Genomic DNA, 26,802 nt, shown 5'->3' with positions numbered 1-26,802 from the left:
AGCTCACCAGCCCTACCAGCTGGCCCCACCAGCCCCAGGGGCTCCTACCAGCTCACCGGCACCGGCGCGCCCTCGCGGTAGCCCGAGGCCGACTGCACCCCCACCACCGCCCGCTGGCGGAAGACCGGGATGGAGTCGGCCCCCGCGTAGGTGAAGGAGGAGCGCACCCCCGCGACAATCTGGTCAATGAGGTCCTCCACGCCCGGACGCCGCGGGTCCAGGTACATGCGCCCCCCGCTGATCCCCTCCTCGAACAGGGCCTTGCGGGCGCGGTCAAAGGCCTGCTCACCCTCCGTGCGCCCCATGACCGCCCGGGTGGAGGCCATCCCGAAGGACTCCTTGTAGGGGCGGCCGTCGGCGTCGGTCTGCAGGTCCCCGGGGGACTCGTGGGTGCCGGCGAACCAGGAGCCGATCATGACGTTGGAGGCCCCCGCGGCCAGGGCCAGGGCGACGTCGCGCGGGTGGCGCACCCCGCCGTCGGCCCACACGTGCGCCCCCAGCCTGGCCGCCTCGGTGGCGCACTCCAGGACGGCGGAGAACTGGGGCCGCCCCACGCCGGTGGCCATGCGGGTGGTGCACATGGCGCCCGGCCCCACCCCCACCTTCACGATCGAGGCGCCCGCCTCGACCAGGTCGCGCACCCCCGCGGCCGTGACCACGTTCCCGGCGACCACCGGCACGTCCGGCCCCAGGGCGGCGCGCACGGCCGAGACCGCGCGCATCATGCGGTCCTGGTGACCGTGGGCGGTGTCCACCACAATGACGTCCACGCCCGCGGTCACGAGGTCGGCGGCCCGCGCGGCGGGGTCACCGTTCATGCCGACGGCGGCCCCCACACGCAGGCGGCCCGAGGCGTCCAGAGCGGGGTGGTAGATCGTGGCGCGCACCGCCCCGGCACGGGTCAGCAGACCCACGAGCCGGCCCTCGGCGTCCACGACAGGGGCCAGGCGACGACGGGCGGCCCTGAGCCGGTTGAAGGCCTCACGGGCGTCAACGCCCTCGGGGAGGGTCAGGAGCTCGGTGGACATGACCGAGCGGACCTGGGTGAAGCGATCAACGCCGGAGACGTCACCCAGGTCCACCACGCCCACCGGCCGCCCGGAGTCGGGGTCCACCACGATGGCGGCGCCGTGGGACCGCTTGGGGATCAGCCCCATGGCGTAGCCGCAGGTGTGGTGGGGCTTGACGGTCACAGGGGTGTCGTAGACCAGGTGGGAGGCCTTGACCTGGGCCACGGTGTCAATGACGACGTCGACCGGGATGTCCTGGGGGATGACGGCCAGGCCGCCGCGGCGCGCCACGGTCTCGGCCATGCGCTTGCCGGCCACGGCGGTCATATTGGCCACGACCACGGGGATGGTGGTGCCGGTGGCGTCGTCCGTGGTCAGGTCCACGTCCATGCGTGAGCCCACGCCGGAGCGGGAAGGCACCATGAACACGTCGTCGTAGGTGAGGTCGAAGGTGGGCTCGTTGAGAAACTGCACCATGGCAGGGTACCCGCGGCAGCGCCCGCCAGGGGGCATGCTCACCGACCACCTGGGCCCTGCTGCCCCGTGGCACGCCCGTCAGGGGCACGGGCGGGTGCTGCGACGGCTCCGCCCCAGGGTCATGTAGAGTGCTCTACGTCACAATTCAGTGTGTCCGCGTACCGCCGCCAGCTGCTTTCGTATTTCCCAGCAAGTTCACAGATGATTACGGGGTCTCCTTTCAGGAGAGGGGAGTTACATATGAATCACCACCGGACGGAACTGGTCGTGAGGGTTGGGGAACCCGCTGACCGGCCAGGACCGAGACGTGCGAGGGTCCCAGGGAGCCCAAGCAGTCGCTCTGGCGAAGGAGGACCCCTCCCCTGACATGGGAACCAGGGTCGAGGACCTCATGGACGCAGAGCCCGTGGCTCGGTGCAGAGACCGAGCCACGGGCTCCGTCATACCTACCTCACGCTCACGCCCGCCCTACGCCAGCTCACCAGCGGTTCACACCGACTCGCACCCGCCCTCACACTGACTCACCGGCACCCAGGAGGCGGCCGCCGCGGCGTTTCGGACGCCGACCGTCCGGGACGCCGCGGCCCCAGCCCGTCCACCACTCGCAGGCGTCCCGTCACAGGACACCCATTACGAGACGCCTGTTACGGGACGTCGCAGACGCCGAAGGCGAAGGAGCGCAGCGGCCCCACGGAGCCGTTGGCAATGTCCTCAATGTCCGGGCGGTCCTTGTTCCCGGTGACGCCGTTGAGCGCGTACTCGGTCCCGTCCGGGGCGGTAAAGAACAGGGTGGGGTCACCGTCGGCGTCCTTGGTGCAGCCAATGGTGCCGCGGTCCACGTTCAGGGTCCAGGTGTGGCCGAAGTCGGCGGCCGTGACCGGGGCGGGGTTGGAGGTCGGGGTGACGCTGAAGGTGGGTCCGCTGGCGGGGTACTGCTGGGAGCGCATGTGCATGCACCCCAGTACGCCGCTGACAATGACGATCCCCCCGACGCCGAGGGCGATCCGGGTTCGTGCTGGTCTGCTGATCATGATCTCTCCTTGTTGACTGTCAGGGCCATGTAGCCGTCCTCGAGGCTGGGCTCGACCGGCTGCGCGCCGTCGGGCGGGACGTCGGAGACGAGCCGGTAGCGGGTGCCCTCGGGGGTGGATGTCGCGTTGACCACCACCAGGTCGCCCGACGGCATGGTGCCCAGCGGGCCGGTCAGCCAGGTCCGTCCCCGGGCGACGTCAATGAGGCCGCTGGTCGGCCCGTCGTACCGGGTGCGCCCGTGCCCCAGCACGAAGACGTAGGGACAGGTCTGGGCCACGTCGTCGAGGATGTGCGTGGACAGGACCACGGTGCGGTCCGCGCCCAGCCCCGCCAGGAGGGAGCGGAATCGCATGCGCTCCTCCGGGTCGAGGCCGGCCGTGGGCTCATCGACGACCACCAGCCGGGGATCGCCCATGAGGGCCTGGGCTATCCCCACCCGACGGCGCATCCCGCCCGAGAACCCGCCAATGCGCCGGTCCCTGACCTCGGCCAGGCCCACCCGGGCCACCAGCTCGCCGGCCTGCCGACGGCGCTCGGCCCGGCTGTCCAGCCCCTTGAGGACGCCCACGTAGTCGAGGAACTCCAGGGGCGTGAGGCTGGGGTAGGGCTCAATATGCTGCGGGAGGTAGCCGAGCACCCGCTTGACCGCCCGGCGACCCGCGGGGTCGGCCAGGTCCTGGCCGTCAATGTGCACTGAGCCGCGGGTGGGCTGGATAATGCCGCACAGAATGCGCATAAGCGTGGTCTTGCCGGCGCCGTTGGATCCGAGCAGCCCGATCATCCCGGTGGGCAGGTCAATGGTGACGTCGTCCAGGGCTGCCGGCCTCCCCCGGAAGTCCTTGGTGACGTGGCTGATGGAGATGTACACGAAAGGCTTCCTCTCAGTTGCTCGTGTGGTCTGGTGGGCGGGTCCGGAGCCCCAGCCGGGCCTGGGCCCTCACCCGGGTCGCTCTCAGACAAGATGGTGGTAGTGGACCGGGCCGGGCCCCTGGCTCCGGGGCCCTCCGGCCGCGTCTGGTGGAGGAGGTCAGGGCCGTCCGGACCCTGGCCCTCGGACCCCTGGCCCCGGGTCCCTCAGCGGCGTGAGCGCCCGGCCAGCCGCGAGCCGACCACCAGGCAGGTAAGGACCAGGGCGAGCTGCCACAGCAGGGACACGGCGGCCACGACCGGCCCCGGGGCGGTGGCCAGCGGCCCGTTAACCCAGAAGAAGCGGGGTGAGACCAGGGAGGCGAAGCCCTCTCCGACGACCCCCAGGACGGTGCCCGTGACGCCGGGAACCGGTATGGTCGGGGTCGTCATGGTCAGGTAGAGCCAGGTCAGGACGGCGACCACCCGGGCGAGCGCCTGCGGCAGCACGGAGCCAGCCAGGGCGGAGACCGCCAGGGCGCACAGCACCGTCGGCACCTCCATGGCCACCGCCACCAGGAGGGCGGCCGGCAGGCCCGTCCAGCTGCCGCCGACCGTCTGCACCAGCCCCACGCCCACCAGGACCACCAGGGGCGGGACCATGACCACGGCAAAGGTCCCCAGCACCCGCGCCGCCCCCAGCGTCGTGGTCCCCACCGGGGTGGAGAGCTCCAGCTCGTCCACCCCCAGGCGGGCGGGTGCCACCAGGAGCCCGGTGAAGGCCGCCGCGTAGGCAATACCGATGAGGGTTCCCATGACTCGCGCCACAAAGACCAGGTCATCTATGCCCCCGGTGCCCGGCGCGGCGGGCGCGTCCACGCTCAGCAGGACGGCGAGCAGGGTCAGGGGCACGGTGGCGTACCACAGCGACCTCTGCCGACGGGCGGTCCGGGCGTGGACGCGCACGAGCTCCCCGAACCGCACGGCCCCTGAGTACCTCACGCTCATGACGCCCCCGCCTCGGCGGCCCCGATGCTGTGCCCGGCGTCGCCGAGCCGTCGCCAGGCGACCACCGCGAGCGCCACTGCGCCCACCAGCGGCAGCCCGCGTCGCATGGGCAGCGGCTGGACGTAGGAGTCCCACACCAGGACCAGGAGCCACGCGCTTATGACTGTAATCACAGTGGACGACGCCGTGCCGCCAGCCGCCGCGGCGAGGGCCACGGAAGCCAGGACGAGCACCGCACCGACCGGGACGACCAGGGTGACCCACCCCTCGTCATGGAGCCAGATCCCGGCCAGGTGCAGGGGCGCGAACATGACCAGGGCGCCAACCGCTCCGGAGGTGGTGACCAGGGCGGCACGGACCACCTGGACCAGGCGGAACGTCGTCGGCGTCGACTCGTGCAGCTCCACCAGCGGGTCGCCAGTGAGCGCGGCCGCCAGCGCGGCGCCCGAGCACAGCACGAGGACCTGCTCCAGGCCCATGACCAGGAGCACGGCCTGGCTGGGTGACCAGGCGGCCGCCGCCCACCTGCCTGAGGCCGCCCCGACGGCGCCCGCTGTGAGCGGGACGACCAGGGCTACGCCGGTCTGGCGCAGCTGCGCCATTATGAGCGGGAGCGTCACGGTGCCTCCTGATGGGTTGGTGTCACCCTGTAGGTAGCCGGTGGGCCCTCTCCGGTTCACACAGCTACTGTGGCGAAGGCCACTTCCAGCGTGCTCGGTAACCGCGTCCACGGACCTGGGCGCGCCCGGAGTGCTCCTGGGGACGCCCGACGCAGGTCGTGCCTACGGCTGCTGGCAGGCACGCAGCACGGGTGCGCGGTTCACCGGAGCGTGGCGCGGCTCAGTGCGGCGCGGCGGCTCACCAGGGCGCAGCTCAGTGCGGCTCAGTGAGCGGCTCACCGGGGCGCGCGGGCGGTGAGCGCGTGGCGCGCCGAGAGGGAGACGGCCAGGACCAGGCCCAGGCCCAGGACCGGAGCCCCCGACAGAGTGAGGACATGGTGCAGGACCTCGGCGAGGGCCCCCAGCCGTACCACTGAGACCACCGGCCCGGCGATGGGGGCCAGGACCAGCCCCACCACCACCCCCACCCAGGGGGCCGTCCAGATGGCCAGGAAGGCCACCACCCCGGCCACGCACGTCATGGGGACCAGCCAACCCGTGAGCAGTGCGCCCACCGGTCCGACCGGTGCCCACACGGACACCACCGCGCTGGCCACCACCCCGGTGGCCGCGTCGAGGGCGAGCACCGCCGCCACCCGGGCGAGCACCACGGCCTGCGGCCCCAGGGGGGTGGCCAGGCACACGGCGTCCTCACGCACCCGTGACAGCGCCGTCGTCACCGTCAGGGTGACCCCGTGGAGCATGAGGGTGGAGAACCCCGCCACCGCGACGTCGGCCCCCACGCCCACGGCGCACAGGCGCGCCAGGAGCGCTGCCGCCGACGCCGTCAGGAGCGCCAGCGGCACCACCAGCCAGGGGACGACCCTGAGCTGGGCCCGTGCCAGGGCCCAGGCCAGAGTAAGGCTGCGTCGAGCCGTCCAGCGGCGGGCGTCCAGGGTGGGTGCGGCGGTCAGCCGACGGCGCACCGTCTCAAGGTCCGGCCCCTGGCCGCCGAGCTCGTTCTCCCACCGGAGCAGGGCCTCCCGCAGGGCCTCGTTCCCGGGGCGCCCCACGCCCCGGTCCATACCGTTGTCAGGCACTGTCCCTCCTCAGTACGTCCTTGAGCAGCCGTCGTGCCCGCGACACCCGGCTCTTGACGGTCCCCACCGGGACCCCCAGGGCCTGGGCGATCTCGCTGTAGGGCAGCTCGTGCAGCCAGGCCAGGCTGACCACCTCGACCAGGTCCGGGGGCAGGGACCTGAGCGCCTCCAGGAGCTCCTCGACACCGGCCGTCTCCAGGACCTGGTCGTCCGGGCCGACGGTATCGTCCACGAGGCCCTCGACCTGGGTGTCCAGCGGCACGGCGGGCAGTACCCGGCGACGGCCCCGCGACCAGGCCTGGCGCTTGGCGATCCCCAGCAGCCAGGTCAGGACCCGGCTATCCCCCCGGAAGGCACGGGCCGACCTCCAGCAGCCGAGCCACACGTCGGCGCTGACCTCCTCGGCCGTCCCCCGGTCCGTGACCCGGGTGGTCACGAAGGCGAGGACGGTCGCCGCGTAGCGCCGGTGCAGCTCGGCCAGGGCGCACTCGTCGCCCTGACCGACGGCCGCCAGGAGCGCGGCGTCAGGCATGGTCTCCACCTCGGGGCTCACCAAGACGCGGCTCCTTCCCTATTTGCGGGCAACGGCGGTGGCCGTTTCTAGGCGACGGCGGTGGCCGCCGTCTGCAGGCACGTCCTGCTTACCCGGTTCGTAGCCGCCCAGGACCCAGCGGTTCACGGGCGGGCCGCTCCAGGGTATGGGCGCGCCCACAGTCCGGCAGGCGCCGGGGACCTGAGCGCCCAGGCCGGGATCGTACACGTCCACCTGGCGCCGCAGAGCTGGCACCACCTGCGCCCTGGAGCAGGTGATGACCTCATCCGCGGTGACGAGCTCCCTGCGCCCCGGGGAGGGAGGCGGCTACCCTGGTGACGTGCCCGAGCTCCTGACACCTGTCGTCGACGTCCTGGTCCAGGCGCCCGTCCTGACCGTCTTCCTGGTCATCGGGCTGGGTACCGCGCTGGGCCAGATACCCTTCGGCCCCATCCGCTTCGGTGCGGCCGGGGCGCTGTTCGTGGGCCTGGCCGTCGGCGCCCTGGACCCCCGGCTCGGCGCGAACCTGGGGCTCCTGCGCAGTCTGGGGCTGGGGCTGTTCTGCTACACGGTGGGTGTCGGGGCAGGCAATACCTTCTTCCGCGACCTGCGCCGCCAGCTGCCCCTCATGAGCCTGTGCGTGGTGGCGCTGGTGGCCGCGGGCCTGGCCGGGGCTGGCTTCTCCCGCCTGACCGGCCTGACCCCGGCCACCGACGCGGGCGCCTACGCCGGGGCCCTGACCTCCCCGGTCCTGGACGCGGCCATTGAGGCGGCCGGCAACCAGGAGCCCGCCGTCGGCTACGCCCTGGCCTACCCGGTGGGGGTGGCGGTGGCGATCCTGGTGGTGGCCGTGGTGGTGGGGCGCTCCTGGCCGGCGCGCCGCGACCCGCGCCCGGCCAGTGCCGACGGCATCACCGCCACGAGCGTGCTGCTGCTGACCCGGGTCAGGCTCGACCAGATGGAGGCCTTCCAGCGGGCACGTATCCGCATCTCCTACCTGGAGCGCGACGGCGTCACCCGGGTGGCCCACCCCGGTGAGGAGCTGCTGCCCGGGGACAAGGTCGTGGTGGTGGGGGCGCCGCAGGCCGTGGCCGACGCCGTCCAGGAGCTGGGCTCGGGGCTGGACTCCTGCCTGGCCAAGGACCGCACGCAGGTGGACTACCGTCGCCTGACCGTCTCCAGCCTGCGTGTGGCGGGGCGGACCGTGGGCGAGGTGGACATGCCCGGACGCTTCCAGGGGGTCGCCACGCGCGTGCGCCGTGGTGACCTGGACCTGCTGGCCCGTGAGGACCTGGTCCTGGAGCTGGGCGACCGGGTCCTGGCGGTGGTCCCCTCGGACAGGCTGGAGGAGGCCGCCGACTACTTCGGTGACTCGGAGCGCTCCATCGCCCAGATCGACGCCTTCAGCGTGGGCGTGGGGATGGCCCTGGGGGTCCTGGCGGGGCTGGTGCCCGTCCCCCTGCCCGGCGGGATCACGCTACGGCTGGGAGTGGCTGCCGGCCCGCTGGTGGTGGGCATGGTCCTGGGACGGGTGGGGCGCACCGGGCCCTTCGTGTGGGGGCTGCCCCACGCGGCCAACACCACCATCCGGCAGCTGGGGCTGCTGTTCTTCCTGGCCGCCATCGGCCTGGCCAGCGGGCCGGACTTCGCGGCGTCGGCCTTCTCCCTCACCGGGGTGGCGGTGGGTGCGCTGGCGGCCCTCATCGTGGGGGTCAACGCGGTGGTCCTGCTGACAGGGGCACGCTGGGCCGGGGTGAGCGCGCCCCGGGCCGCCGGGGGCCTGGCCGGGCTCGTGGGGCAGCCCGCCATCCTGGCCTTCGCCCTGTCCAGGTGCGACGACGAGCGGGTGGAGGCCGGGTACGCCACCCTCTTCGCCCTGGCGATCGTGGTCAAGATCATTATGGTGCAGGTGCTCGTGGCAGTGTAGGCCGGTAACCGCCCCACACACCCCCTGCCCGCGAGAACGGTACTTATTCGCCGCGAGAACGGTACTTATTGCTCGCGAGAACGGGCAGCACCCAGGGCGTCCATCGTATCCGCTGGTACCGGGAGGATCCCTGGCGAGGAAGAGCAGGACGCTGAGCGGGGCGGCCTCGCGAAGGTGCCGGGAGGGCCTCAGGGCCGACCTAACCCGCACCAGCCCCGAACAGGCCCCGCCCCCAAGGTGCCGGGAGAATCCCCCCTGGGGGCCGCCCCGCCGATCCGGCTGGTCACTTTGACCGAAGGTACCGGGAGAATCCATGCGGTCTATGCGGTTCATCGCATGAACTCTCGCCCACTACGCACTGCTCGCCACCCCCGGCACCTGGTTCTGTCGCAATCCGAGGATCAGAACGGAGGGCACTCCCAGCCCCATCGGGCTCCAGGCCCCTGACCTGCGCATACACCGGGCCATCCGAGCCCGAGACGGCGTGGGACCGGCCCTGATCCTCAGATTGCGACACGAACCCGGGCACCCGCCGTGAATAAACTCGCCCGGCACCACCACCGCGTCCAGCTAGAGCCCGCACTCCCACCTAAGCGGACCCGGGGCACCAGAGGAGGGGACACACCGGGTACCCAGCTCACGCGAGCAGATCCTCCCACCACTCAGCAAAGACGGGGCAACGCTCAAGAACGGCACCAAGCCCGGCCTGGGCAATGAGCAAAGGTCCGGTGACGGTTTTCATATAGTTCGGATCCGCCTTCTCCAGCCGTTTGGAAGGGCTCGTGGCGGGGCCGTCGTCGACACACTCAGGCCCGCCCGCCTCCTTGACGGCGCGACGCAGGGCAGCCAGACCCTTGCGCGGAATCCACCCGTCACCCTGCCCGGCATCAATAGCAGCAAGGACCAGGGTCTCGACCTCGTGCAGGACCACAAACGGACGGAAACGAGGGTCAGGGTATGTTCTGCGCAGTTCCCTCACCAGTTTCCGCTGACGCGCCTCCCCCAGCCCCTCACAGTCCCGCCCGGGAGCACTCTTAGGGTACTGGTAGTAGTCAACGAGCAGGGCCACACGATACCAGTGCCTCTGTCCCAGGAACCCGCGGAGGCTATTGTCATAATGCTTCCAGTGACCACCTCCACGGTATGCCCTGGTGGGGGTGGCCGAGGTAGTGACTACAATCGGCACGAGGTAGAGCCCCCGCTTTTCGGCGACAGGTCCCAGGACATCCTCGACAAGGCACTCCTCCGTCCGGCCCTCGACGAGGACGGCAACTTGTCTCATACGCAGACATCCTCGCGCACGGGGCGCCCGCCCAGCAGGTTCATCTCCCACAGGGTACCGATGGAGTGGTCCTCCAGGAACCCATCCAGGCTCTCTGCACTGGGACGGCTCGCCTGCGTGGCGCCGTCAACGCGGTCCAGGACGACGACCTCGTCAAGCCCGTAGTGGGACAGCAGCGGCACGGACTGGGTGGCCACGATAACCCGGTGCCCGTTCCTGCCGGCAATATGCGTCATCTCCGCGAGCAGGGCGATAGCGGCCGGGTGCAGCCCGAGCTCAGGCTCGTCCAGGACCACAGTAGCCGGCAGGTCCGGCCCCAGAAGCAGCGTGGCCAGGCAGATAAAACGTAGAGTGCCGTCGCTGGCCTCTCGGGCCATCAAGGTACGGTCCATGCCACGCTGCCTCCAGCGCAGCCGCACCCTGCCAGCGGCACTCGGAACCAGGACGAAGTCGTCAAAGAAGGGGGTGACGTGACGGACAGCAGAGACTATACGTCGATAGCACCCGGGACACTCGTCCCGAAGACGCAGCAGGTAGGCGGCAATATTCTCCGCATCAGAGCGCAAACTGACGTCGTCCCCGACGGTTGACCACCCCTTGACAGGAGCCCTCTCGGAGACGTCGTCAAAGTGGAAGACGCGGCACCCCTCCAGAAGCGGAGTAAAGTAATTCACGAACTCGTACGACGGTTCCCCAGGGTCCGCGCTGGCCTGCCTGACCCAGCTCCTCCTTGCTGGCCGGGAGCCCAGGGAGAACTCCTCGTCCTGGCTGTCCGCGACACGAACAGAAAGAACTTCTCTTATGATGCAGTCGTCCTCGTCCGTGGCCTCCAGGGTGACCCGGTAGGTCCCGGTCCTGTCGGGCCCGTCCGGGAACGGCGCACTGACCTCTATCACCGCTCTGGGCGCAGTCCCTTCCGCACCAGAAAACAGGGAGCCCGCCATCCCGCCGCGACGACGCAGGTAGTCCTGGAAAGAACCGTCCCAGATACGCGAGACCAGCTCCAGGGCACCCACGAGGTTCGACTTACCCGAGCCGTTGGCCCCAATAAGCACGGTGACGTCGGTCGTCAGGTCCAGCTCAATACGTCGAACCGACCTGAGCCCCTCCACGACGAGGCGTCCGAGTCTGGCGGTCATGCTCAGAGCCTAGCGAACGGGGCCGTCGGACGCACCGGGCCGGGGACGGGGCGCCTCATCCGTCCCACCTGCCCCACCCGCCCCATGTGCCACCAGGTCATCAGGAGCACTACGATGGGAGCACGTACCAGCAAGCCATGTGAGGACGCGCAGTGAGCCAGACCAGCACCGTCACCGCCAGCACGCCGACCAGCACCGACGCCACCACATCCCCGGACCGCGAGGAGCTGACCTGGGAGCTCTTCGGTACCGCCAGCCGGGAGCTCTCCGCCCAGGTCGTGGCCTCGGGCTGGGTCCCGGACCTCATTATCGCCGTCGCCCGCGGAGGCCTCATCCCCGCCGGGGCCATCTCCTACGCCATTGGCGTCAAGGCCATGGGCTCGATGAACGTGGAGTTCTACACGGGGATCGGCGAGACCCTGGCCGAGCCCGTCGTCCTGCCCCCGCTCATGGACGCCTCGGAGCTGCCCGGCAAGAAGGTCCTCGTGGTGGACGACGTGGCCGACTCCGGCAAGACCCTCAGGATGGTCATGGAGCTCCTGCGCCACGAGGGCCTCCAGCTCGGCGGCGCCTCCGTGCCCGTGGAGGCCCGCAGCGCCTGCATCTACCTCAAGCCCCGCTCCGTCCACCGCCCCGACTACGTGTGGCGCGAGACGGACAAGTGGATCAACTTCCCCTGGTCGGTCGCCCCGGTCATTACGCAGGAGAACCTGGCGGTCCTGGGCCTGTGAGCCCGGGCGTACGACGCCCCCAGGGTCCTCACCGTATTCACACACCTGGGATCACTAGGGTGCGCCCATGAGCCCTGACCAGTCACCCACGCGGCCCGAGGCCCCGGAGCCGCTCTCCCGCCTGCGTCGGAGCGCGCGAGGGGCGGCCGTCTTCTTCCTGGCCCTGACCGCGCTGGCGGTGCTGTGGCCCTCGGGCTCCGACATTGCCGACGTCAAGGAGTCGATCGGCCCGTGGTTCCTGGGCGCCGTGGGCAAGGACGTGGCCCTCAACCTCGTCATGCTGGCGCCCTTCACGTTCTGCGCCGTGATCGGCTGGCCGCAAACACCCTGGTGGGTCTGGGCGGTCCTGGGCTGTGAGGTCAGCCTGGCCTCCGAGACCGCCCAGGCGCTCCTGCCCGTGCTGCACCGACGCGCCAAGGTCGCCAATATCCTCCAGAACAGCACCGGGGCCTGGGTCGGGGCAGCCTGCGGCTACGTGGCCGCCCGGTTCGCCCTGCGCCGTGCCGCGCGTCGGCAGGAGGCCCCGCGCGAGCAGGGGTAGTGCCGCGACGTCGGCTGCCCCAGGGCCTTCTGCCGAGGATCTCACGCGAGCGAGGGCAGTCCCGTCAGGCACCCGGGCCGCGGTCAGTGAGGATCTCACGCGAGTAACGGCCCTGGACTGCGCAGGCCGCCGCCGTAAAGGCCCGCAAGCAGGGACAAGAGGACCTCCCGCCGGAGGCCGGTTCGCCGGTGGGGGAGGGCCCGTACCACCCGGCGGACCCGCGGTTGCCGTTGCTCGCGCCACAATGCCAGTGCTTTATACCACCGTTACCCTGTCAGACGGCGCCGCCCGCGCAAGAATGAGTCCATGCCCCTCCCCGTCCGCCCTGCCTGCGCCCCCACCGAGCCGCCGACCCGGAACCGGCCGTCGTCGTGAGAGGAGTCCACGACCCCGACGCCGCCGACCGCCTGCTGAGGTTCTGGTGGACCGTCGAGCTGTTCAACCCGCAGCAGATACCAGCCCTGACGCCGGAGCCCGGCAGCGGGGAGAGGACCATCCTGTGGCGGCCGGGCGACCCCCTGCCATGGACGCAGACGCCCCAGGACCGGCTCCCGGGCGGGCCCCGGGACCACGACGCCCCTGCGCCCAGCGCCCCCTCCCCGGGCGGGCCGCCCCCCGGTGGGCCGGGCGCGCCGGACGCTCCGGTGATCTGGCGCCACGAGGTCTACCTGGGCGTCTACCAGCTGCGGCACACCTACGACTGGATCAGCCACGCCTTCGGTACCGACCCCCGGGCGTACTCCGAGGGCCCCCGCCGCTCCAGCGCCTGCGCCTTTGTGCGCGTTGACGGCTCCGGCCACCTCGAGGTGAACACGGCGGTCCTCTCCTCCGCCCTGTGGGGCGTGGGCCGCATACGCCACGACGGCCCCGACACCAGCCGCTGGGCGTCGGCGTTCCGTGAGGCGTGCAGCGAGTTCGTCGAGACCGTCGCCTCCCTCGCCCTGGGGCGCAGGGACCCGGCCAGCGCCCCCGCCCCCCTGCCGGTGGACGAGTACGCCCTGGCCGACCTCCTGCGGGCGGCGCACACCCACGTCGGGGTCACCGGCCTGCCCGCCCTGGCCACCAACGACGTCCTGATCCGGTCGGTCGCGACCCGGCCGGCCCCGGAGGCCCGGCCGCTCCCGGCCGCCTACCCGCCGACGTCCGCCGCCTCTACGCCCTCGGCCTCCCCCGCGCTGGCGCCCCCGCCCCCACCCACCGCCACGGAGGTCGCTGGCTCGGACCGCCTCAACAGCCTGTTCCTGACCGGTCTGGAACGGGTCCGTCAGGGCACCGTGCGCGGCGACGTCGGCCCCGCCCTGGCCCTGTACCTCACGCCCGACGACGTCCTGGACACCACCCGCCGCTGCGACCTGGCCGCCCACCCCGAGGTCGTCACCTCCTGGGTGGCCCCGCACTACGTCCCACCGGGCCGGTGGCCCGCCGACCCGGAGCGCCCCCTGGCCCGCGGCCAGCAGCTCGCCGTCAACCGCGCCCTCGCCCAGCTCGCCGACGCCCCCGGGCTGCTGGCGGTCAACGCCCCGCCAGGGACGGGGCGGACCGCCGTGCTGCGCGACATCCTGGCGGCGAACGTGGTGGAGCGCGCCCGCCGACTGGCCACGCTGGCCAGCCCCCGGGACGCCTTTGACGGCTCGGTGCTCTCCTGGAGGACCACCGACGGCGTCAACGTGCGCCGGGTCCACCCGCTTATCCCCGAGGTCACCGGCTTCGAGATGCTCCTGGCCGCCGCCGACCTGGACACCGTCGACCGCCTGAACGCCGGCATCCCGGACCGCCGGGGGCTGGCGGCCCGGTGGAGGGGGCGGGCGGGCTACTTCGCCCCGCTGGCCGGGGCGCTCAGTGCGGCCGCCCGCACCGCCAGCTCCCCCGCTCCCGGCACCCAGGTCTCCGCCCCCGGCGCCCAGGACCCCGCCGCGTCCCCGGGCGCGGCGAAGCCCCCCGGCCAGCAGGTGCCCCAGGGCGCCCAGGCGGGCACGCCCCCCCAGGGGGAGCCGTGGGTCCTGGCGGCGGCGCACCTGGGCAGCCGCCAGCACCGGCTCGCCTTCCGCTCGACCTTCTGGTCCGGCCGCCAGCCCGCCCGGACGGACGGCCCGGACCAGCCCACCACGGATACCCCCGCCCAGGGCGCCCAGGGTGAGCCCGCCGCCCAGGTGGCGGGGATGCAGGAGACCCTGAGGGCGTGGGCCAGCGGCGAGGCCAAGGTCGTCTCCTGGAGCCAGGCCACCGCCAGGTTCAACCAGGCCTACCAGCAGGTCGAGCGCCTCCTCCAGGCGCGGCGGGAGGCGGCCGAGCGCCTGGAGCGCACCGCGACACTGGCCGCTGAGGAGGAGCGGCTCCAGGAGCGGATCGTGCAGGCGGAGGCGGAGATCCGCCCGCTGCGCCTGAGGGAGGCGCAGGCCGAGCGCGTCGCCCAGGTGCGCGCCGACATCCTGGCCCAGGTCGCCGCGGAGCACCGTGAGTACCTGGAGAGGCGTCCCCGCTTCCTGGCGACCGCGCTCAAGGGGAGCGCCGCGCTGCGGGCGTGGCGTGAGGGCGAGTACGACCTGGAGCAGAGGCTCTCCCAGGCCACCGAGGCCAACGCCGAGGCCCAGGTCGCCCACACCCAGGCCGCCGCCGCCGCGACCTCCGCGCAGAACCGCCTCTCCCAGCTCACCTCGACCCTGCGCGCGGCCGGGGCGGAGCAGCACACGCTGCGCAGGCTGCGTGCCCGCGACGCCGGGGCCCTGGGCGAGAGCTACCCGCCCCCCGACGACGACCCCTCCCGGCGTGAGGCACGCGAGAGACGCACCCCGTGGCTCACCCCCTCCCTGGACACGGCCCGCACCGAGCTCTTCCTGGCCGCCCTGCACCTGCACCGGGCCTTCCTGTCCAACACCGCCTCCATTATGCTCCGCAGTCTGCGGGGCACCATGGACGTCATGACCGGCAAGGCCCCCTCGGACCTGGAGCCTCGCACCGTGCAGGCCGCGTGGCAGACGCTGTTCCTGGTCGTGCCCCTGGTGTGCACCACCTTCGCCGCCACCGACCGCATGCTCCGCGGACTGCCCCGGGAGGGGCTGGGCTGGCTGCTCGTGGACGACGCCGGGCGGGCCGCCCCCCAGCAGACGGTCCCGGTGCTGTGGCACGCGCGCAGCGCCGTCGTCCTGGGTGACCCCTTCCAGACCCGGCCCGCACCGGCCCTGCCGCCCGCCGCCGCGGAGGGGATCGCCGTCGGCTACGAGGTGTCCGCGACGTGGATCCCGCCCCGGGCCTCGGTCCAGACCCTCGCCGACCGTGTCTGCGAGCTGGGGACGAGCCTGGGGCGCAAGGACCAGCCCGTGTGGGTCGGCACGCCGCTGCGGGTGCGCTACCGCTGTGACGAGCCCATGCTCAGCCTCTCCAACGAGCTCGCCTACCACGGCCTCATGGTCCCGGGGGCGCGCCAGGACCCTCCCGACCCCCACGACGTGTTCTCACTCCCCGCCTCCGCCGAGACCAGGGTGGTGGAGAGCTTCTGGGCCGACTCCCCCGCCACCACCGCGGGGACCCACGTCCAGCCCGACGAGGTCGTGCGCGCCCGCAAGGTGCTGGACTACCTGGGTGCGCGCGGCGTGCCCATGACCCAGGTCATGGCGCTGTCCCCCTTCCAGGAGGTCGCCGAGGTGCTGGCGGACCTGGGGCGGGACTACCCGGGGCTGGGCGGCGGCACCATTGACGACGCCCCGGGCGGACGGGCCGACGTCGTCCTGCTGGTCCTGGGCGGGGACCCCCTGCGCCCAGGCGCCAAGACGTGGGCGTCGGGGGACGTCAAGGCGGCCAACACGGTGCTCAGCCGCGCCCGACGTCGGATCTACGTGTTCGGCGACTACGCGAGCTGGAGCACCTACCCCTACTTCCGGGACATTGCCGCGGCGCTCAGGCGGGTCCGGTAGGGCGGGTCCGGCAGGTCAGGGCGGATCCGGTAGGGCGGGTCCGGCGGGGTCCGGTAGGGCGGGTCCGGCAAGGTATGCGCGTCAAGGCACGTACGACGTCGGGGACGTACCTTGGTCATGGAAAACGTACCTTAGTCATGGGGGACGTATCTTTAAGGTACGTCCCCGGCACCTTCCAGGCAGCCGGTCGCCGGGCGCGGGGCGGGCAGGACGTCCCGGACGCACACCAACCGGGCAGCCAGTCGGCCCACCTGACGGCGCCGGTCGTGGGACAATGGGGTCATGCTCTTTCCCTACGCCCCCACCGCCGAGCCACTGACCCGACTGGCCGACGGCACCGTCAAACAGATCAGCCCCTTCACCGGCACGGAGGTGTGGACCGTGCCCGGCCGCGGCAACCGCCCCATCGCCCACGCCCCCACGCTGGTCAGCCCCATTACGGCCGAGGACCGCAGCCACGCCTGCGCCTTCTGCTCGGCACGCTACCTGGAGACGCCCCCGGAGAAGTCGCGCATTGTGCGCACGGCGCCCGGCGCGGGACCAGGCGGCACCAGGCAAGGGCCCGGGGGAAGCGCCACGGGCGGCACCGCAGGAAGCGGCACAGGTGGTGCCGCAGGTGACGCCGCCCCCGCCTTTGAGCGCATTGACGCCCTGCCCGCCTCGGCCTTGTTCGACACGGTGGCCGAGTTCCGGCGCATCCCCAACCTCTTTGAGATCCTCTCCTTCGACTACTGGCACACCAACCACGGCTACGAGGTGCCCGACACCGCCCGCGAGCGCATGGAGGCCTACCTGGCCGACCCGGCCGGGGCGGCGCACGTGGCGGCGGTCGCCCGCGCCAAGCTGCGCGCCAGCGGGCAGGACCCGGCCCGCTGGGAGGCCATGGACGACGCCGCGCGCCGCGTCTACCTGGCGCCCTTCTTCGCGGGCGGGCACGACGTCATCGTCGCCCGGCGGCACTTCACCGACGCGGCCACCGACACCTCGGGCCGGGCGGGGTCGGGGACCCTGAGCGTGGCCGAGCACCGGGTGTACACGCACCTGGCCGTGGCCTCCATGCACGACCTCTACCAGGCGAACCGGTGGGTGCGCTACGTGGCGGTCTTCCAGAACTGGCTGCGGCCCGCCGGGGCGAGCTTCGACCACCTGCACAAACAGCTGGTGGGGATCGACGAGCGCGGGGTGACCAGTGAGCTGGAGCTGCAGAAGGTGCGGGCCAACCCCAACCTGTACAACGAGATGGGGGTGGACTACGCCGCCTACCAGGGGCTGCTGGTGGCCAGCAACGAGCACGCGGTGGCCTTCGCCGGGTTCGGGCACCGCTACCCCACGCTGGAGGTCTACTCCACCTCGGCCACGCCCGAGCCCTGGCTCATGGGCCGTGAGGAGGTCGACGCCGTCTCCGACCTCATCCACGCCCTGCACGCGGCCACGGGGGCGGACGTGCCCAGCAACGAGGAGTGGCACCACCGCCCCCTGGACGTGGACCAGCCCATGCCCTGGCACGTGACGCTCAAGTGGAGGGTCTCCACCCTGGCCGGGTTCGAGGGGGGCACCAAGATCTACCTCAACACGATCGACCCCTGGGTCCTGCGTGACCGGGTGGTGGGACGGCTGGAGGACCTGCGGGCAGACCGGCTGGTGGCGCCCATGGCCGTGGGTGAGGAGTGCCCGACGACGCCCAACCGCCTCCGCTACAACCCGGTGCTGGGGCGGTGAGGATGTGCCAGTGGCGCAAGCCCGCACCAGGGCAGGGCACCTGGCAGAAGCCACGTAGTAGAGTCCACCCATGTCACGTACTGTCATTATCGGCGGCCACGGCAAGGTCGCCCTCCTGACCGCCCCGTTGCTCGTGGCTGCCGGCCACGACGTCGTCTCCGTCATCCGCGACCCCGCCCAGGCCGACGACGTCGCCGCCACCGGCGCCACACCCCTGGTCCTGTCCGTGGAGGACGCCGGCGTGGGGGAGCTCGCCCGGGCCCTGGCCGGGGCCGACGCCGTCGTCTGGTCCGCCGGGGCTGGCGGCAAGGGCGGCCCGCAGCGCACCGACGCCGTGGACCGGGCGGCCGCGATCCGCTCCATGGAGGCGGCGGCCGCGGCCGGGGTGCGCCGCTACGTCATGGTCTCCTTCCTCACCGCCTACGGCGAGGTGGCCGACGACCACCCGCTGCGCGCCTACGCCATCGCCAAGATCGCCGCGGACCGCCACCTGCAGTCCACCGGCCTGGACTGGACGATCCTGGGCCCCGGCCGGCTCACGCTGGATGCGCCCACCGGCGCCATTACCGTGGGACGCCTCGAGGCCGGGGCACCCACCTCCGAGGCCCCGACCTCCCGCGGCAACGTCGCCCGTGTCATCGCGGCCGTGCTCGCCGAGCCCGCCAGTATCGGCAGGGTCATCCCCTTCCGCGACGGCGACACCCCCATCGCCCAGGCGGTCGCCGACGTGCCGCTGGCCTACGCTGACCTGTCCTGAGCGCCGCCCGCCCGCGGACGAACGGGCGGCGGGTGAGGGGGACGGGCAAGACCGGGTACGGCACCCCTCCCCAGCTGGCACGCGGCCGGAAGGCGGGTCAGACTACTAGGGTGAATGGAGCCGCCTGCCGTCAGCCCCGCCCTCACGTGCACACCCCTGGCGTCGACCCGAGCACGGTACCGCGGCCGGGAGCGCGCCGTCCGGCTGCCCCGCGCACCCACGCCACCCAGCGCACCCCTGGCCCCGCCTCTTCGTCCGTGAGGAGCACACCATGACCTTCACCTACACCACCACCTACACCCTGGACGCCATGGCCCTGCCGCCTGTGGTCGGCAGCCAGGAGCAGCGCGCCTACTGGGTGGCCCCCACCCTGCTGGCCTGGCCGCTGTCCCTGCTGCCCAAGGGGATGAACCGTGAGAGCGTCGTGTCCGGCTCGGGTGAGCCCGTGGCTGGCACCGGCCTGTCCCTGCACCTGGTCACCGCCCCCCGGGGCGGCGCCGCAGCCGTCCACGGCCGGATCCTGGGCGCCGACTCCCTGCCCGCCCCCACCATTACGCCACTGCGCGTGGTCGGCAACCTGCCCCAGGACGTGCGGGCCGCCCACCCCCACCTGGAGGGGTACATCGCCCTGAGCGCCACCGGCGCCGACGGCACCCCCCTGCTCGACGTCGACGCTGTCAAGGCGGCCCTGACCGGCCAGGTCACCATTGTCCAGTACACGGACACCGAGGCCGAGGGCACCGGGGGGAACCTGGACGCCTTCACCGGGGTGCAGACCGCCATCGTCCTGGACCACCTCTACGCCCGGTCCGCCGCCGAGGCCGAGCTGGGCGTCGTCTTCCACCACGTCCGCGACGCCAACGGCACCACCGACGGGACCACCACCAACGGAGCCGCCACCGGCAGTACGGGTACCGGTGCCACCACCCCTGCCACCGCCAGCACGGGTATCGGTACCAGCGAGACCACCACCGACGGCACCACCGGCACCACCGACCCCGCCGCCAACGAGGCCGCCACCAATGGCACAGCTCCTACCAGTACCGGCGCCCGCCCCTCCTTCGCCCTGTGGGCACCCACCGCCCGGGCCGTCACCCTGCTGACCTGGGAGACCGGGGACCCGCTGGGGTCCGTGCCCGAGGTGCCCGGCCCGCCCGTGCGCACGCCCGCCGTGCGCGGCGAGGACGGGCGCTGGTGCGTGCCCAACGCGGAGGGGGCCATTGGCGTCGGCTGCCAGTACCTGTGGGAGGTGGAGGTCTACGTGCCCTCCACCCGGACGGTGGAGACCAACCTCGTCACCGACCCCTACTCGGTGGCGCTGACCCTGGACTCCACCCGCTCGGTCGCCGTGGACCTGGCCGACGGGCGCCTGGCGCCCCCCCAGTGGGCCACCACCCCCGCCCCGAGGCTGCGCAACGACTCGGCCCGCAGCATCTACGAGCTGCACGTGCGGGACTTCTCCGCCGCCGACCCCACCGTCCCGCCCGACCTGCGCGGCACCTACCTGGCCTTCACGGTGGAGGACTCGGCCGGGGTCCGTCACCTGGCGGACCTGGCCGAGGCCGGCATGAACACCGTCCACCTGCTGCCCACCTTCGACATCGCCACCATCCCCGAGGACCGCTCCGCCCAGCGGGCCCCCAGCATCCCCGCGGGCGCTGGCCCGGCCTCCACCGAGCAGCAGGCGGCCATCGCAGCCGTGGCGGACAACGACGCCTACAACTGGGGCTACGACCCCTACCACTGGGGGGTACCGGAGGGCTCCTACGCCACCGAGGGCCACCAGGACGGCGGGGCGCGGGTGGTGGAGTTCCGCCAGATGGTCGGCGCCCTGCACGCCCTGGGCTACCAGGTGGTGCTCGACCAGGTCTACAACCACATGGCGGCCTGCGGGCAGGACCCGTTCAGCGTCCTGGACAAGGTGGTACCCGGCTACTACCACCGCCTGGACGCCGTGGGGACCGTGACGGCCTCGGCCTGCTGCGCCAACACCGCTACCGAGAACGCCATGTGCGAGCGCCTCATGATCGACTCGGTGGTGCGCTGGGCCCGGTGGTACCGGGTGGACGGGTTCCGCTTCGACCTCATGGGTCACCACCCGCGCGCCACTATGGAGCGCCTGCGCGCCGCCCTGGACCGTCTCACCCCACAGGCCGACGGCGTGGACGGGGCCGGGCTGTACCTGTACGGGGAGGGCTGGAACTTCGGGGAGGTGGCCAACAACGCCCTGTTCACCCAGGCCACCCAGGGCCAGCTGGACGGCACCGGGATCGGCACGTTCAACGACCGCCTGCGCGACGCCGTCCACGGCGGGAGCCCCTTCGACCCCGACCACCGCACCTACCAGGGCTTCGGCACGGGCCTGCTGACCCAGTCCAACGGGCTCGACCCGCGCGGCTGGAACGATCAGGCCGCGGACCTGGGCCACCGCACCGACCTGGTGAGGCTGGGGCTGGCGGGCAACCTGAGGGACTACGTCATGACGCTCTCGGACGGCTCGGTGCGACGGGGCGCGGACCTCCTCCACAACGGCTCCCCGGCCGCCTACGCCTCCGCCCCGCAGGAGAACGTCAACTACGTGGACGCCCACGACAACGAGACCCTCTACGACCTGCTGGCCTACAAGCTGCCACGGGGTATGACGCCGGCGGAGCGGGTTCGGATGAACACCGTGTGCCTGGCCACGGTGGCGCTGGGGCAGTCACCGGCCTTCTGGTGCGCGGGCACCGAGCTGCTGCGCAGCAAGTCCCTGGACCGGGACTCCTTCAACTCCGGGGACTGGTTCAACGCCATCGACTTCTCGGGGCAGTCCAACGGGTTCGGCCGGGGGCTGCCGCCGGCGTCGCGTAACGAGGGCGCCTGGCCCATCCAGGGGCCGCTGCTGGCGGACGCCTGGCTGCGGCCCACGTCCGAGCAGATCGCGGCGGCCCGCGCCCAGGCCCTGGACCTGCTGCGGCTGCGCTCCTCCACGCCCTTGTTCGCCCTGGGTGACGCAGCCCTCATCCGGGACAAGCTGCGTTTCCCGGGCGCGGGATTCGGGGCGCCGCCGGGGGCCATCGCCATGCTCATTGACGACACCGTCGGGCGGGACGTGGACCCGGGGCTCGACGCCGTGCTGGTGGTCTTCAACGCCTCCGGTCACACGCTCACCTGGCCCCTGGGCGAGCTGGTGGGCCGGGGCCTCCACCTGTCCCCCGTCCAGGCAGAGGGGGCCGACGACGTCGTGCGCCGCACCGGCTTCGACCGGTCCACCGGGACGGTGAGCGTGCCAGCGCGCACGGTCTCGGTCCTGGTCCAGGACCAGTAGGGCGGGGCCGGGGGAATCAGGGGCCCAGCGGGGCGCCGGTGGTGCGACCGGTAGGGCGGGGGCCGGGGAGACGCCGGGCATTACGCACCCGGCGACCCCGCGACCCCTCCACCGCGACCCTGGACCCCTCGCACCGCGACCGTGTCCGTCCGCCCTGGTGCAGCGGCCGGAAGACGGCGCGGGGCCCGGCGGGCCCGCCACTCCCCGGCCGCCCTGGGACCCCTCGGCCGTCGCGCGACCCTCTGGCTGGCCCGGCCACAACTTCCCGGCCCCGGCCGCCGCGCGACCCTGCGGGCCTGCGTCGAGGCCCTCAGACCGCCCTCTTGGCGCCCCTGGTGCCGAGCGCCATGACGGCGGCCACCAGGGCGCCCCCACCGCAGATCGCGAAGATCCACCGGTAGGCGGCGAGCGCGGGCAGGGTCGCGGAGCCCACCGTGGTCACCAGCGTGGCCAGGATCGAGCCGCACAGCGCCGTCACCACCGAGATCCCCAGGGAGCGGGCCAGGGCGTTGAGGCCGTTGGCCGCCGCGTTCTGCTCGCGCGGCGCGTTCGCGTTGATCACGGCCGGCAGGGCGGCGAAGCACAGGCCGACGCCGGCGCCCACCACGGTCGTGCCCGCCGTGACCCAGGCGAGCGTTGAGGTGAGCACAATGCGCATCCCCCAGCCGAGGGCGGTGACCAGCGAGCCCACGGCGAGCGTGCCACCGGCACCGATACGGGCGATCATCCGCGCCGCGACGGGGGCGCAGACCAGCATGGCCAGGCCGGCGGGGAGCAGGGTCAGCCCGGCGAGGGCCACCGAGCCCCCGAACCCGTAGCCCGTGGCGGCAGGGGCCTGCACGTAGGAGGACGTGCCCAGGATCGAGCCGAACATGGAGAAGCCGATGAGCACGGAGGCCAGGTCGGCCAGCAGGATCGGGCGGCGCACCAGGGTGGTGACGTCCACCAGCGGCTCGTCGGTGCGCAGCTGCGCCCACCCGAACGCGGCCCCCAGCACGACCGACAGTACCAGGAGCCCCAGCGTGAGCGGGCTGCTCCACCCCCACACGCCGGCCTCCGACAGCGGGACGAGCAGGGCCAGGAGCGTCAGGGAGAGCAGGACCGCGCCGCGCACGTCCAGGTGCCCGGACGCCTGGGCCGGCGCCTCCCGGACCCCGGCCAGGATGCCGAGGAAGGCCGTCAGGGCCACCACGAAGGTGATCCAGAACAGCACGTGGTAGTCCACGTACTGGCAGATGACGCCGGCCATGGGCAGGCCCAGCGCCCCGCCGACGCCGAGCATGCCGCTAATGAGCGCGACACCCGAGGCCTGCCGCTCGGCCGGGACGACGGCGGCGACGAGCGAGATCCCCAGGGGCACCGTACCCGCGGCCAGCCCCTGGACGGTCCGACCGACGATGAGCCAGCCGATGCTGCTGCTCATCGCGGTAATGAGGGAGCCGACCACCATGGTCGCCAGGCTCACGAGCAGCATGCGCCGCTTGCCGTACAGGTCCCCCAGCCGGCCGAACAGCGGCACGGCGACGGCCCCGGCGAGCACGGTGGAGGTGACGAGCCACTGCGTCGTACTGGCACTGGTGCCCAGCAGGGCCGGGAGCGTGGGCAGCACGGGCACGAACAACGACTGGGCCAGCGCCGAGACCAGGGCCCCGGCGGCCACCAGCCCCACGACGCGCCCGGGGTGACGGCCCGGGGGCGCACCCGCGCTCCCGTGCGTGCCTCGTCCTGACTCCTTGACCATCTGTCTCGACAACATGTTTACAAATGTAAAGTATTTGACGAACGTAAATCAACATGCCAGTCTGTGGCAGTGGACACGACCGAGCGCGTCGCGCAATCCAGGCGGGCCCTGACCAGTGCCGTCATCGACCTGCTGCGTACCAGCCCGGCCGGGCGCATCACCATTACCGAGGTGTGTAGACGGGCCAATGTGACTAGGCCCACCTTCTACCAGCACTACGCCTCCCTGGACGACCTCGTCGGCCGGGCCGTCGCCGAACGGCTGCGGGAGCACCAGCAGGCGGCCCTCGCCCTTGACGCCGACGCCCCCGACGCCGACCTCCAGGTCTCGCTCGGCCGGTTCCTCGACCGCATCTGGGGCGACCGCAACCTCGTGCGCGCCCTGCGCAACACGGGCGCCGCCCCGGCGATCACGCACCATGCGTCCGTCGACGTGCTGGCGGAGCGGATCCTCGCCCGGCTGCCCGGACCTCATGCGGCGCAGACCCGGCTGCGCGCCCGCTTCGCCGCCGCGGGCATTACCGAGCTGCTCGCCGACTGGCTGGACTCCGAGGACCCCGCCCGGGTGCGCGACACCTACGCCCGGCTCCTGCGCGACCTCACGGCCGCGGTCGTGAGCCCGGCCGGGTAGCCCGGCAGCAGCCCGACCGGTAGCCCGGCAGTAGCCCGGTAGCAGCCCGACCGATACAGCACGCGAGCACCACAGCTCCCGACTGGCAGCGCACGACGACAGATCCCGCCCGGGCTAGGTCGCCTGAGGCGCGTAAGGGCCAACCCGTCCCGGCCTGCCGGTCACAGCAGGGTCACGCAGGTTCCCGTCCCGGCCTGCGCGCCGACCCGCCTCTCGCGCCCACGGCCTGACGGACAGACCTACAGAGGATATCGACCAGAGGATATCGACCTGTTCGTGGACTCGCTGATCGGTAGCGAGGACTTCCGGACCGCTGTCGATACCGCCGATGCCGCTCTGACTCAAGCAGGATTCGAGGTGTCACGGCTACGGGACACAGGTGCGTTCTCCCGCCTGCGAGTCCGCGACCCAGGTAGCATCTGGGTGCTGGAGGTGGACTTCGCAGTGAACTGGCGTGCAGATCCACCCGTGCGGATGAGCCTGGGGCTGGTGCTCTCAGAGCGCGATGCCGTGGCTAGAAAGCTCTCAGCCGTGTACTCCCGCGGTGAGGTACGTGACTTCCTGGACCTGGACTCGATCCGCATCTTTGGCCGCTACAGTGACGCTGACCTCCTGGCCCTGGGGGCTGAGCACGACGTCGGGTTCGATCAGTCCATGTTCGCCGAGCAACTTTCCCGAATCACCCTTATCGATCCGGTCGAGGCCGAGGAATACGGCCTGGGATCAGAGGCTTTTCAACAGGTCCAGGCTCGCGCTCACCGACCCTCTACGACCACTAGGCACCCTCTTTGAAATCAATCATCTAGATATCTTCCTGGGGCGAAGTATCCGTGCCACGAAGACAGTTTCATAACACACCGGATACCATCATGAATTACATGGCGTGCGGAAGAAATGGGTTTGAGCGTCTGCCCCACCTCATAGGTGGGTTCGTCGCTGCTCGGAGCCGCTACCTGCGTAGGGGAGTCCAGCCGAAAGGAACGGTTGTGAGATTCGCCCGTTCCTGATCCGCGCAATGGGACCATCCCTGGGCCGCCTGACCCGGAGCCTCAGCAACAGCACCCTGAGCAACTCGGAAACCAACATCATCCAGCTTCGCACCGGGCATGGTGCCTCGACGTACCGAGGCGCGAACATCCCAGTGCTTGTCGCTCCACCCGCCTCCGCGGAACACCCGGTAGTCAGCATACCGGGCCGGATCAGCGTAGTCCCAGCACCATTCCCAGACATTGCCGAGCATGTCGAACAGGCCGAACGCGTTCGGCTGCTTGCGCTCTACATCCTGTGGCGCCGTCACGTCGTCGGCACTGGTCCAGGCGACGTCCGGGAGCGGAGCATAATGCGGGCCAGTCGATCCCGCTCTGCATGCCCATTCCCACTCCGCTTCGGTCGGAAGACGGAATCCGTCTGCTGTTACGTCCCAATCGACCTTATCGTCATTGACGGTATACGCAGGAGTCAGGGCTGATCGGTTCGACAACTCGTTGCACCAAGCGACGGCATCGAGCCAAGACACCGAGTGAACCGGTGTCGCGCCGCCTTGGCCATCCGGAACGCACATCATGTACACACTCGCGTACAGCTCCCAGGTCACCGGAGCGCGGGCGATACGAAAAGGTTGCAGATCCACCGTCCGCGAGGTCTTGGTCCTTGCGTCACGCAGAGCGATCGAGCCCGCTGGTACATCGATCATGACGGGAGCTGAGGCGGACATAATCTCAGCCTACCTGGAGAGACAAACTCTGGGGCCTAAGTTCTGCGTATACAGAACAAGGTCTGGTTGTGGGGTTGTTCATCTACATCACTCTCCCCCGGTGCCCCCAAGGGTCAGGCCTGCGAGGGCGTCGATAATGGTGGTACTGTCCTGGCTGGTTCAGGACCGCGGGGCTCCAACTCGGCTGTCCTGGCCCGGGGAACCAATATAGCCCCCTGGGATCTCCTCCCGCTGCCGGGGTGTGGTCTCGTCCTCCCGGCCAGGAGCAGCACCGCCCTCGACTTCACCCTCATGAGAACACACGGCACGCTCCGTTTGTTCTCCACGAGGAGCTTCCGCTCCTCATCGGTAACAGCGACCCGGCCGACAGCCCCTGACTCCCACAGGCAGAACAGCAGCACACCAGCACCACTTCCACCAGCGGCACCAACTAGGGATGCTCTATCCTCTACAATTAGAGTTTGTTCTATTCACACTATAACGGTGCGGAGTGGTCCCTGACACCCACTACCGTGGGCTGCTCATGGCCGCTGGCGCGTCTTAATGCACCTAGCGGTGCGGGGTGCTCCCTGACCAGGGCGGCTCCTGTGTGAGACGTGGCGTGACCGGTCTTAATGCACCTAGCGGTGCGGGGTGCTCCCTGACAGATAGAGGCATATTCTGGTGTGATAGAAACAGTGTCTTAATGCACCTAGCGGTGCGGGGTGCTCCCTGACACGACCTGAAGGTCGGTATGAAGATCCACGTGCATGTCTTAATGCACCTAGCGGTGCGGGGTGCTCCCTGACCCCTGCTCCTG

At 71.5% G+C, this 26,802-nt stretch carries 20 protein-coding genes and 1 CRISPR repeat array; of the genes, 9 read left to right on the top strand and 11 right to left on the bottom strand.

Annotated features, from left to right (window positions below; all coding sequences use genetic code 11):
* Positions 1-44: 44 nt before the first annotated feature.
* The 7 genes from JJJ15_RS07680 to JJJ15_RS07650 form a co-directional block, all read right to left on the bottom strand.
* Positions 45-1,484, bottom strand: a complete 1,440-nt coding sequence (locus tag JJJ15_RS07680) for a GuaB1 family IMP dehydrogenase-related protein (RefSeq protein WP_200510345.1) — start codon at positions 1,482-1,484, stop codon at positions 45-47.
* Between the two features lie 647 nt (positions 1,485-2,131).
* Positions 2,132-2,518 carry a superoxide dismutase gene (locus JJJ15_RS07675; protein WP_200510344.1) on the bottom strand — a complete coding sequence of 129 codons (387 nt, stop codon included), beginning with the start codon at positions 2,516-2,518 and terminating at the stop codon, positions 2,132-2,134.
* Positions 2,515-3,387 carry an ATP-binding cassette domain-containing protein gene (locus JJJ15_RS07670; protein ID WP_106110134.1) on the bottom strand — a complete coding sequence of 291 codons (873 nt, stop codon included), beginning with the start codon at positions 3,385-3,387 and terminating at the stop codon, positions 2,515-2,517. The genes JJJ15_RS07675 and JJJ15_RS07670 overlap by 4 nt, the downstream gene beginning before the upstream one ends.
* A 206-nt stretch (positions 3,388-3,593) precedes the next feature.
* Complete coding sequence (locus JJJ15_RS07665) at positions 3,594-4,373, bottom strand: murein hydrolase transporter LrgB (RefSeq protein ID WP_129591556.1); 780 nt, start codon at positions 4,371-4,373, stop codon at positions 3,594-3,596.
* On the bottom strand, positions 4,370-4,993 hold the full coding sequence (locus JJJ15_RS07660) for a hypothetical protein (protein WP_200510343.1): 624 nt from the start codon (positions 4,991-4,993) through the stop codon (positions 4,370-4,372). The genes JJJ15_RS07665 and JJJ15_RS07660 overlap by 4 nt, the downstream gene beginning before the upstream one ends.
* 275 nt (positions 4,994-5,268) lie before the next feature.
* Positions 5,269-6,072 carry a hypothetical protein gene (locus JJJ15_RS07655; protein ID WP_200510342.1) on the bottom strand — a complete coding sequence of 268 codons (804 nt, stop codon included), beginning with the start codon at positions 6,070-6,072 and terminating at the stop codon, positions 5,269-5,271.
* Positions 6,065-6,625 carry a sigma-70 family RNA polymerase sigma factor gene (locus JJJ15_RS07650; protein ID WP_200511992.1) on the bottom strand — a complete coding sequence of 187 codons (561 nt, stop codon included), beginning with the start codon at positions 6,623-6,625 and terminating at the stop codon, positions 6,065-6,067. The genes JJJ15_RS07655 and JJJ15_RS07650 overlap by 8 nt, the downstream gene beginning before the upstream one ends.
* Before the next feature lie 319 nt (positions 6,626-6,944).
* Between JJJ15_RS07650 and JJJ15_RS07645 the strand changes: the two genes are divergently transcribed.
* On the top strand, positions 6,945-8,531 hold the full coding sequence (locus JJJ15_RS07645; RefSeq protein WP_246742256.1) for a TrkA C-terminal domain-containing protein: 1,587 nt from the start codon (positions 6,945-6,947) through the stop codon (positions 8,529-8,531).
* Positions 8,532-9,168: 637 nt separating this feature from the next.
* Here JJJ15_RS07645 and JJJ15_RS07640 read toward each other — a convergent pair.
* Positions 9,169-9,813 (bottom strand): DUF4276 family protein, encoded by a 645-nt coding sequence (locus tag JJJ15_RS07640; protein ID WP_200510340.1) that lies wholly within the window; start codon positions 9,811-9,813, stop codon positions 9,169-9,171.
* On the bottom strand, positions 9,810-10,952 hold the full coding sequence (locus JJJ15_RS07635; protein ID WP_200510339.1) for an AAA family ATPase: 1,143 nt from the start codon (positions 10,950-10,952) through the stop codon (positions 9,810-9,812). Before JJJ15_RS07635 ends, JJJ15_RS07640 begins: the two co-directional genes overlap by 4 nt.
* A 152-nt stretch (positions 10,953-11,104) precedes the next feature.
* Here JJJ15_RS07635 and JJJ15_RS07630 point away from each other — a divergent pair, with 152 nt between their 5' ends.
* The 6 genes from JJJ15_RS07630 to JJJ15_RS07605 all read left to right on the top strand — a co-directional run bounded on the left by JJJ15_RS07630 (position 11,105) and on the right by JJJ15_RS07605 (position 21,918).
* Complete coding sequence (locus JJJ15_RS07630) at positions 11,105-11,683, top strand: phosphoribosyltransferase (RefSeq protein WP_106110129.1); 579 nt, start codon at positions 11,105-11,107, stop codon at positions 11,681-11,683.
* A gap of 67 nt (positions 11,684-11,750) precedes the next feature.
* Positions 11,751-12,224, top strand: coding sequence for a VanZ family protein (locus tag JJJ15_RS07625; protein ID WP_106110128.1), 474 nt, complete (start codon positions 11,751-11,753; stop codon positions 12,222-12,224).
* Between the two features lie 371 nt (positions 12,225-12,595).
* Positions 12,596-16,135, top strand: a complete 3,540-nt coding sequence (locus JJJ15_RS07620) for an AAA family ATPase (protein ID WP_200510338.1) — start codon at positions 12,596-12,598, stop codon at positions 16,133-16,135.
* Positions 16,136-16,417: 282 nt separating this feature from the next.
* A complete protein-coding gene (locus JJJ15_RS07615) occupies positions 16,418-17,854 on the top strand; it encodes a DUF4921 family protein (protein WP_200510337.1) in 1,437 nt (478 codons plus the stop codon).
* Positions 17,855-17,924: 70 nt separating this feature from the next.
* Complete coding sequence (locus JJJ15_RS07610) at positions 17,925-18,611, top strand: SDR family oxidoreductase (RefSeq protein WP_200510336.1); 687 nt, start codon at positions 17,925-17,927, stop codon at positions 18,609-18,611.
* Between the two features lie 271 nt (positions 18,612-18,882).
* The gene (locus tag JJJ15_RS07605) at positions 18,883-21,918 is read left to right on the top strand and encodes an alpha-1,6-glucosidase domain-containing protein (RefSeq protein WP_200510335.1); all 3,036 of its coding nucleotides are present in this window, start codon (positions 18,883-18,885) and stop codon (positions 21,916-21,918) included.
* Positions 21,919-22,228: 310 nt separating this feature from the next.
* On the opposite strand, the gene JJJ15_RS07600 is transcribed toward JJJ15_RS07605, so the two are convergent.
* On the bottom strand, positions 22,229-23,674 hold the full coding sequence (locus JJJ15_RS07600; protein ID WP_200510334.1) for an MFS transporter: 1,446 nt from the start codon (positions 23,672-23,674) through the stop codon (positions 22,229-22,231).
* Positions 23,675-23,728: 54 nt separating this feature from the next.
* Between JJJ15_RS07600 and JJJ15_RS07595 the strand changes: the two genes are divergently transcribed.
* On the top strand, positions 23,729-24,289 hold the full coding sequence (locus tag JJJ15_RS07595) for a TetR/AcrR family transcriptional regulator (protein ID WP_200510333.1): 561 nt from the start codon (positions 23,729-23,731) through the stop codon (positions 24,287-24,289).
* A gap of 276 nt (positions 24,290-24,565) precedes the next feature.
* On the top strand, positions 24,566-25,081 hold the full coding sequence (locus JJJ15_RS07590) for a hypothetical protein (RefSeq protein WP_200510332.1): 516 nt from the start codon (positions 24,566-24,568) through the stop codon (positions 25,079-25,081).
* A gap of 157 nt (positions 25,082-25,238) precedes the next feature.
* Here JJJ15_RS07590 and JJJ15_RS07585 read toward each other — a convergent pair whose 3' ends face one another.
* Positions 25,239-26,003, bottom strand: a complete 765-nt coding sequence (locus tag JJJ15_RS07585; RefSeq protein ID WP_246741968.1) for an SUMF1/EgtB/PvdO family nonheme iron enzyme — start codon at positions 26,001-26,003, stop codon at positions 25,239-25,241.
* A gap of 465 nt (positions 26,004-26,468) precedes the next feature.
* Positions 26,469-26,791: direct repeats of the CRISPR family, unit length 37 nt; unit sequence GTCTTAATGCACCTAGCGGTGCGGGGTGCTCCCTGAC.
* Positions 26,792-26,802 lie beyond the last annotated feature (11 nt).

Origin of the sequence: Actinomyces sp. HMT897, assembly GCF_016626125.1 — a bacterium.
Classification (GTDB): Bacteria; Actinomycetota; Actinomycetes; order Actinomycetales; family Actinomycetaceae; genus Actinomyces.
Note: the sequence above shows the minus strand (reverse complement) of the source record. Positions and strands in the feature narration are given on the sequence as shown.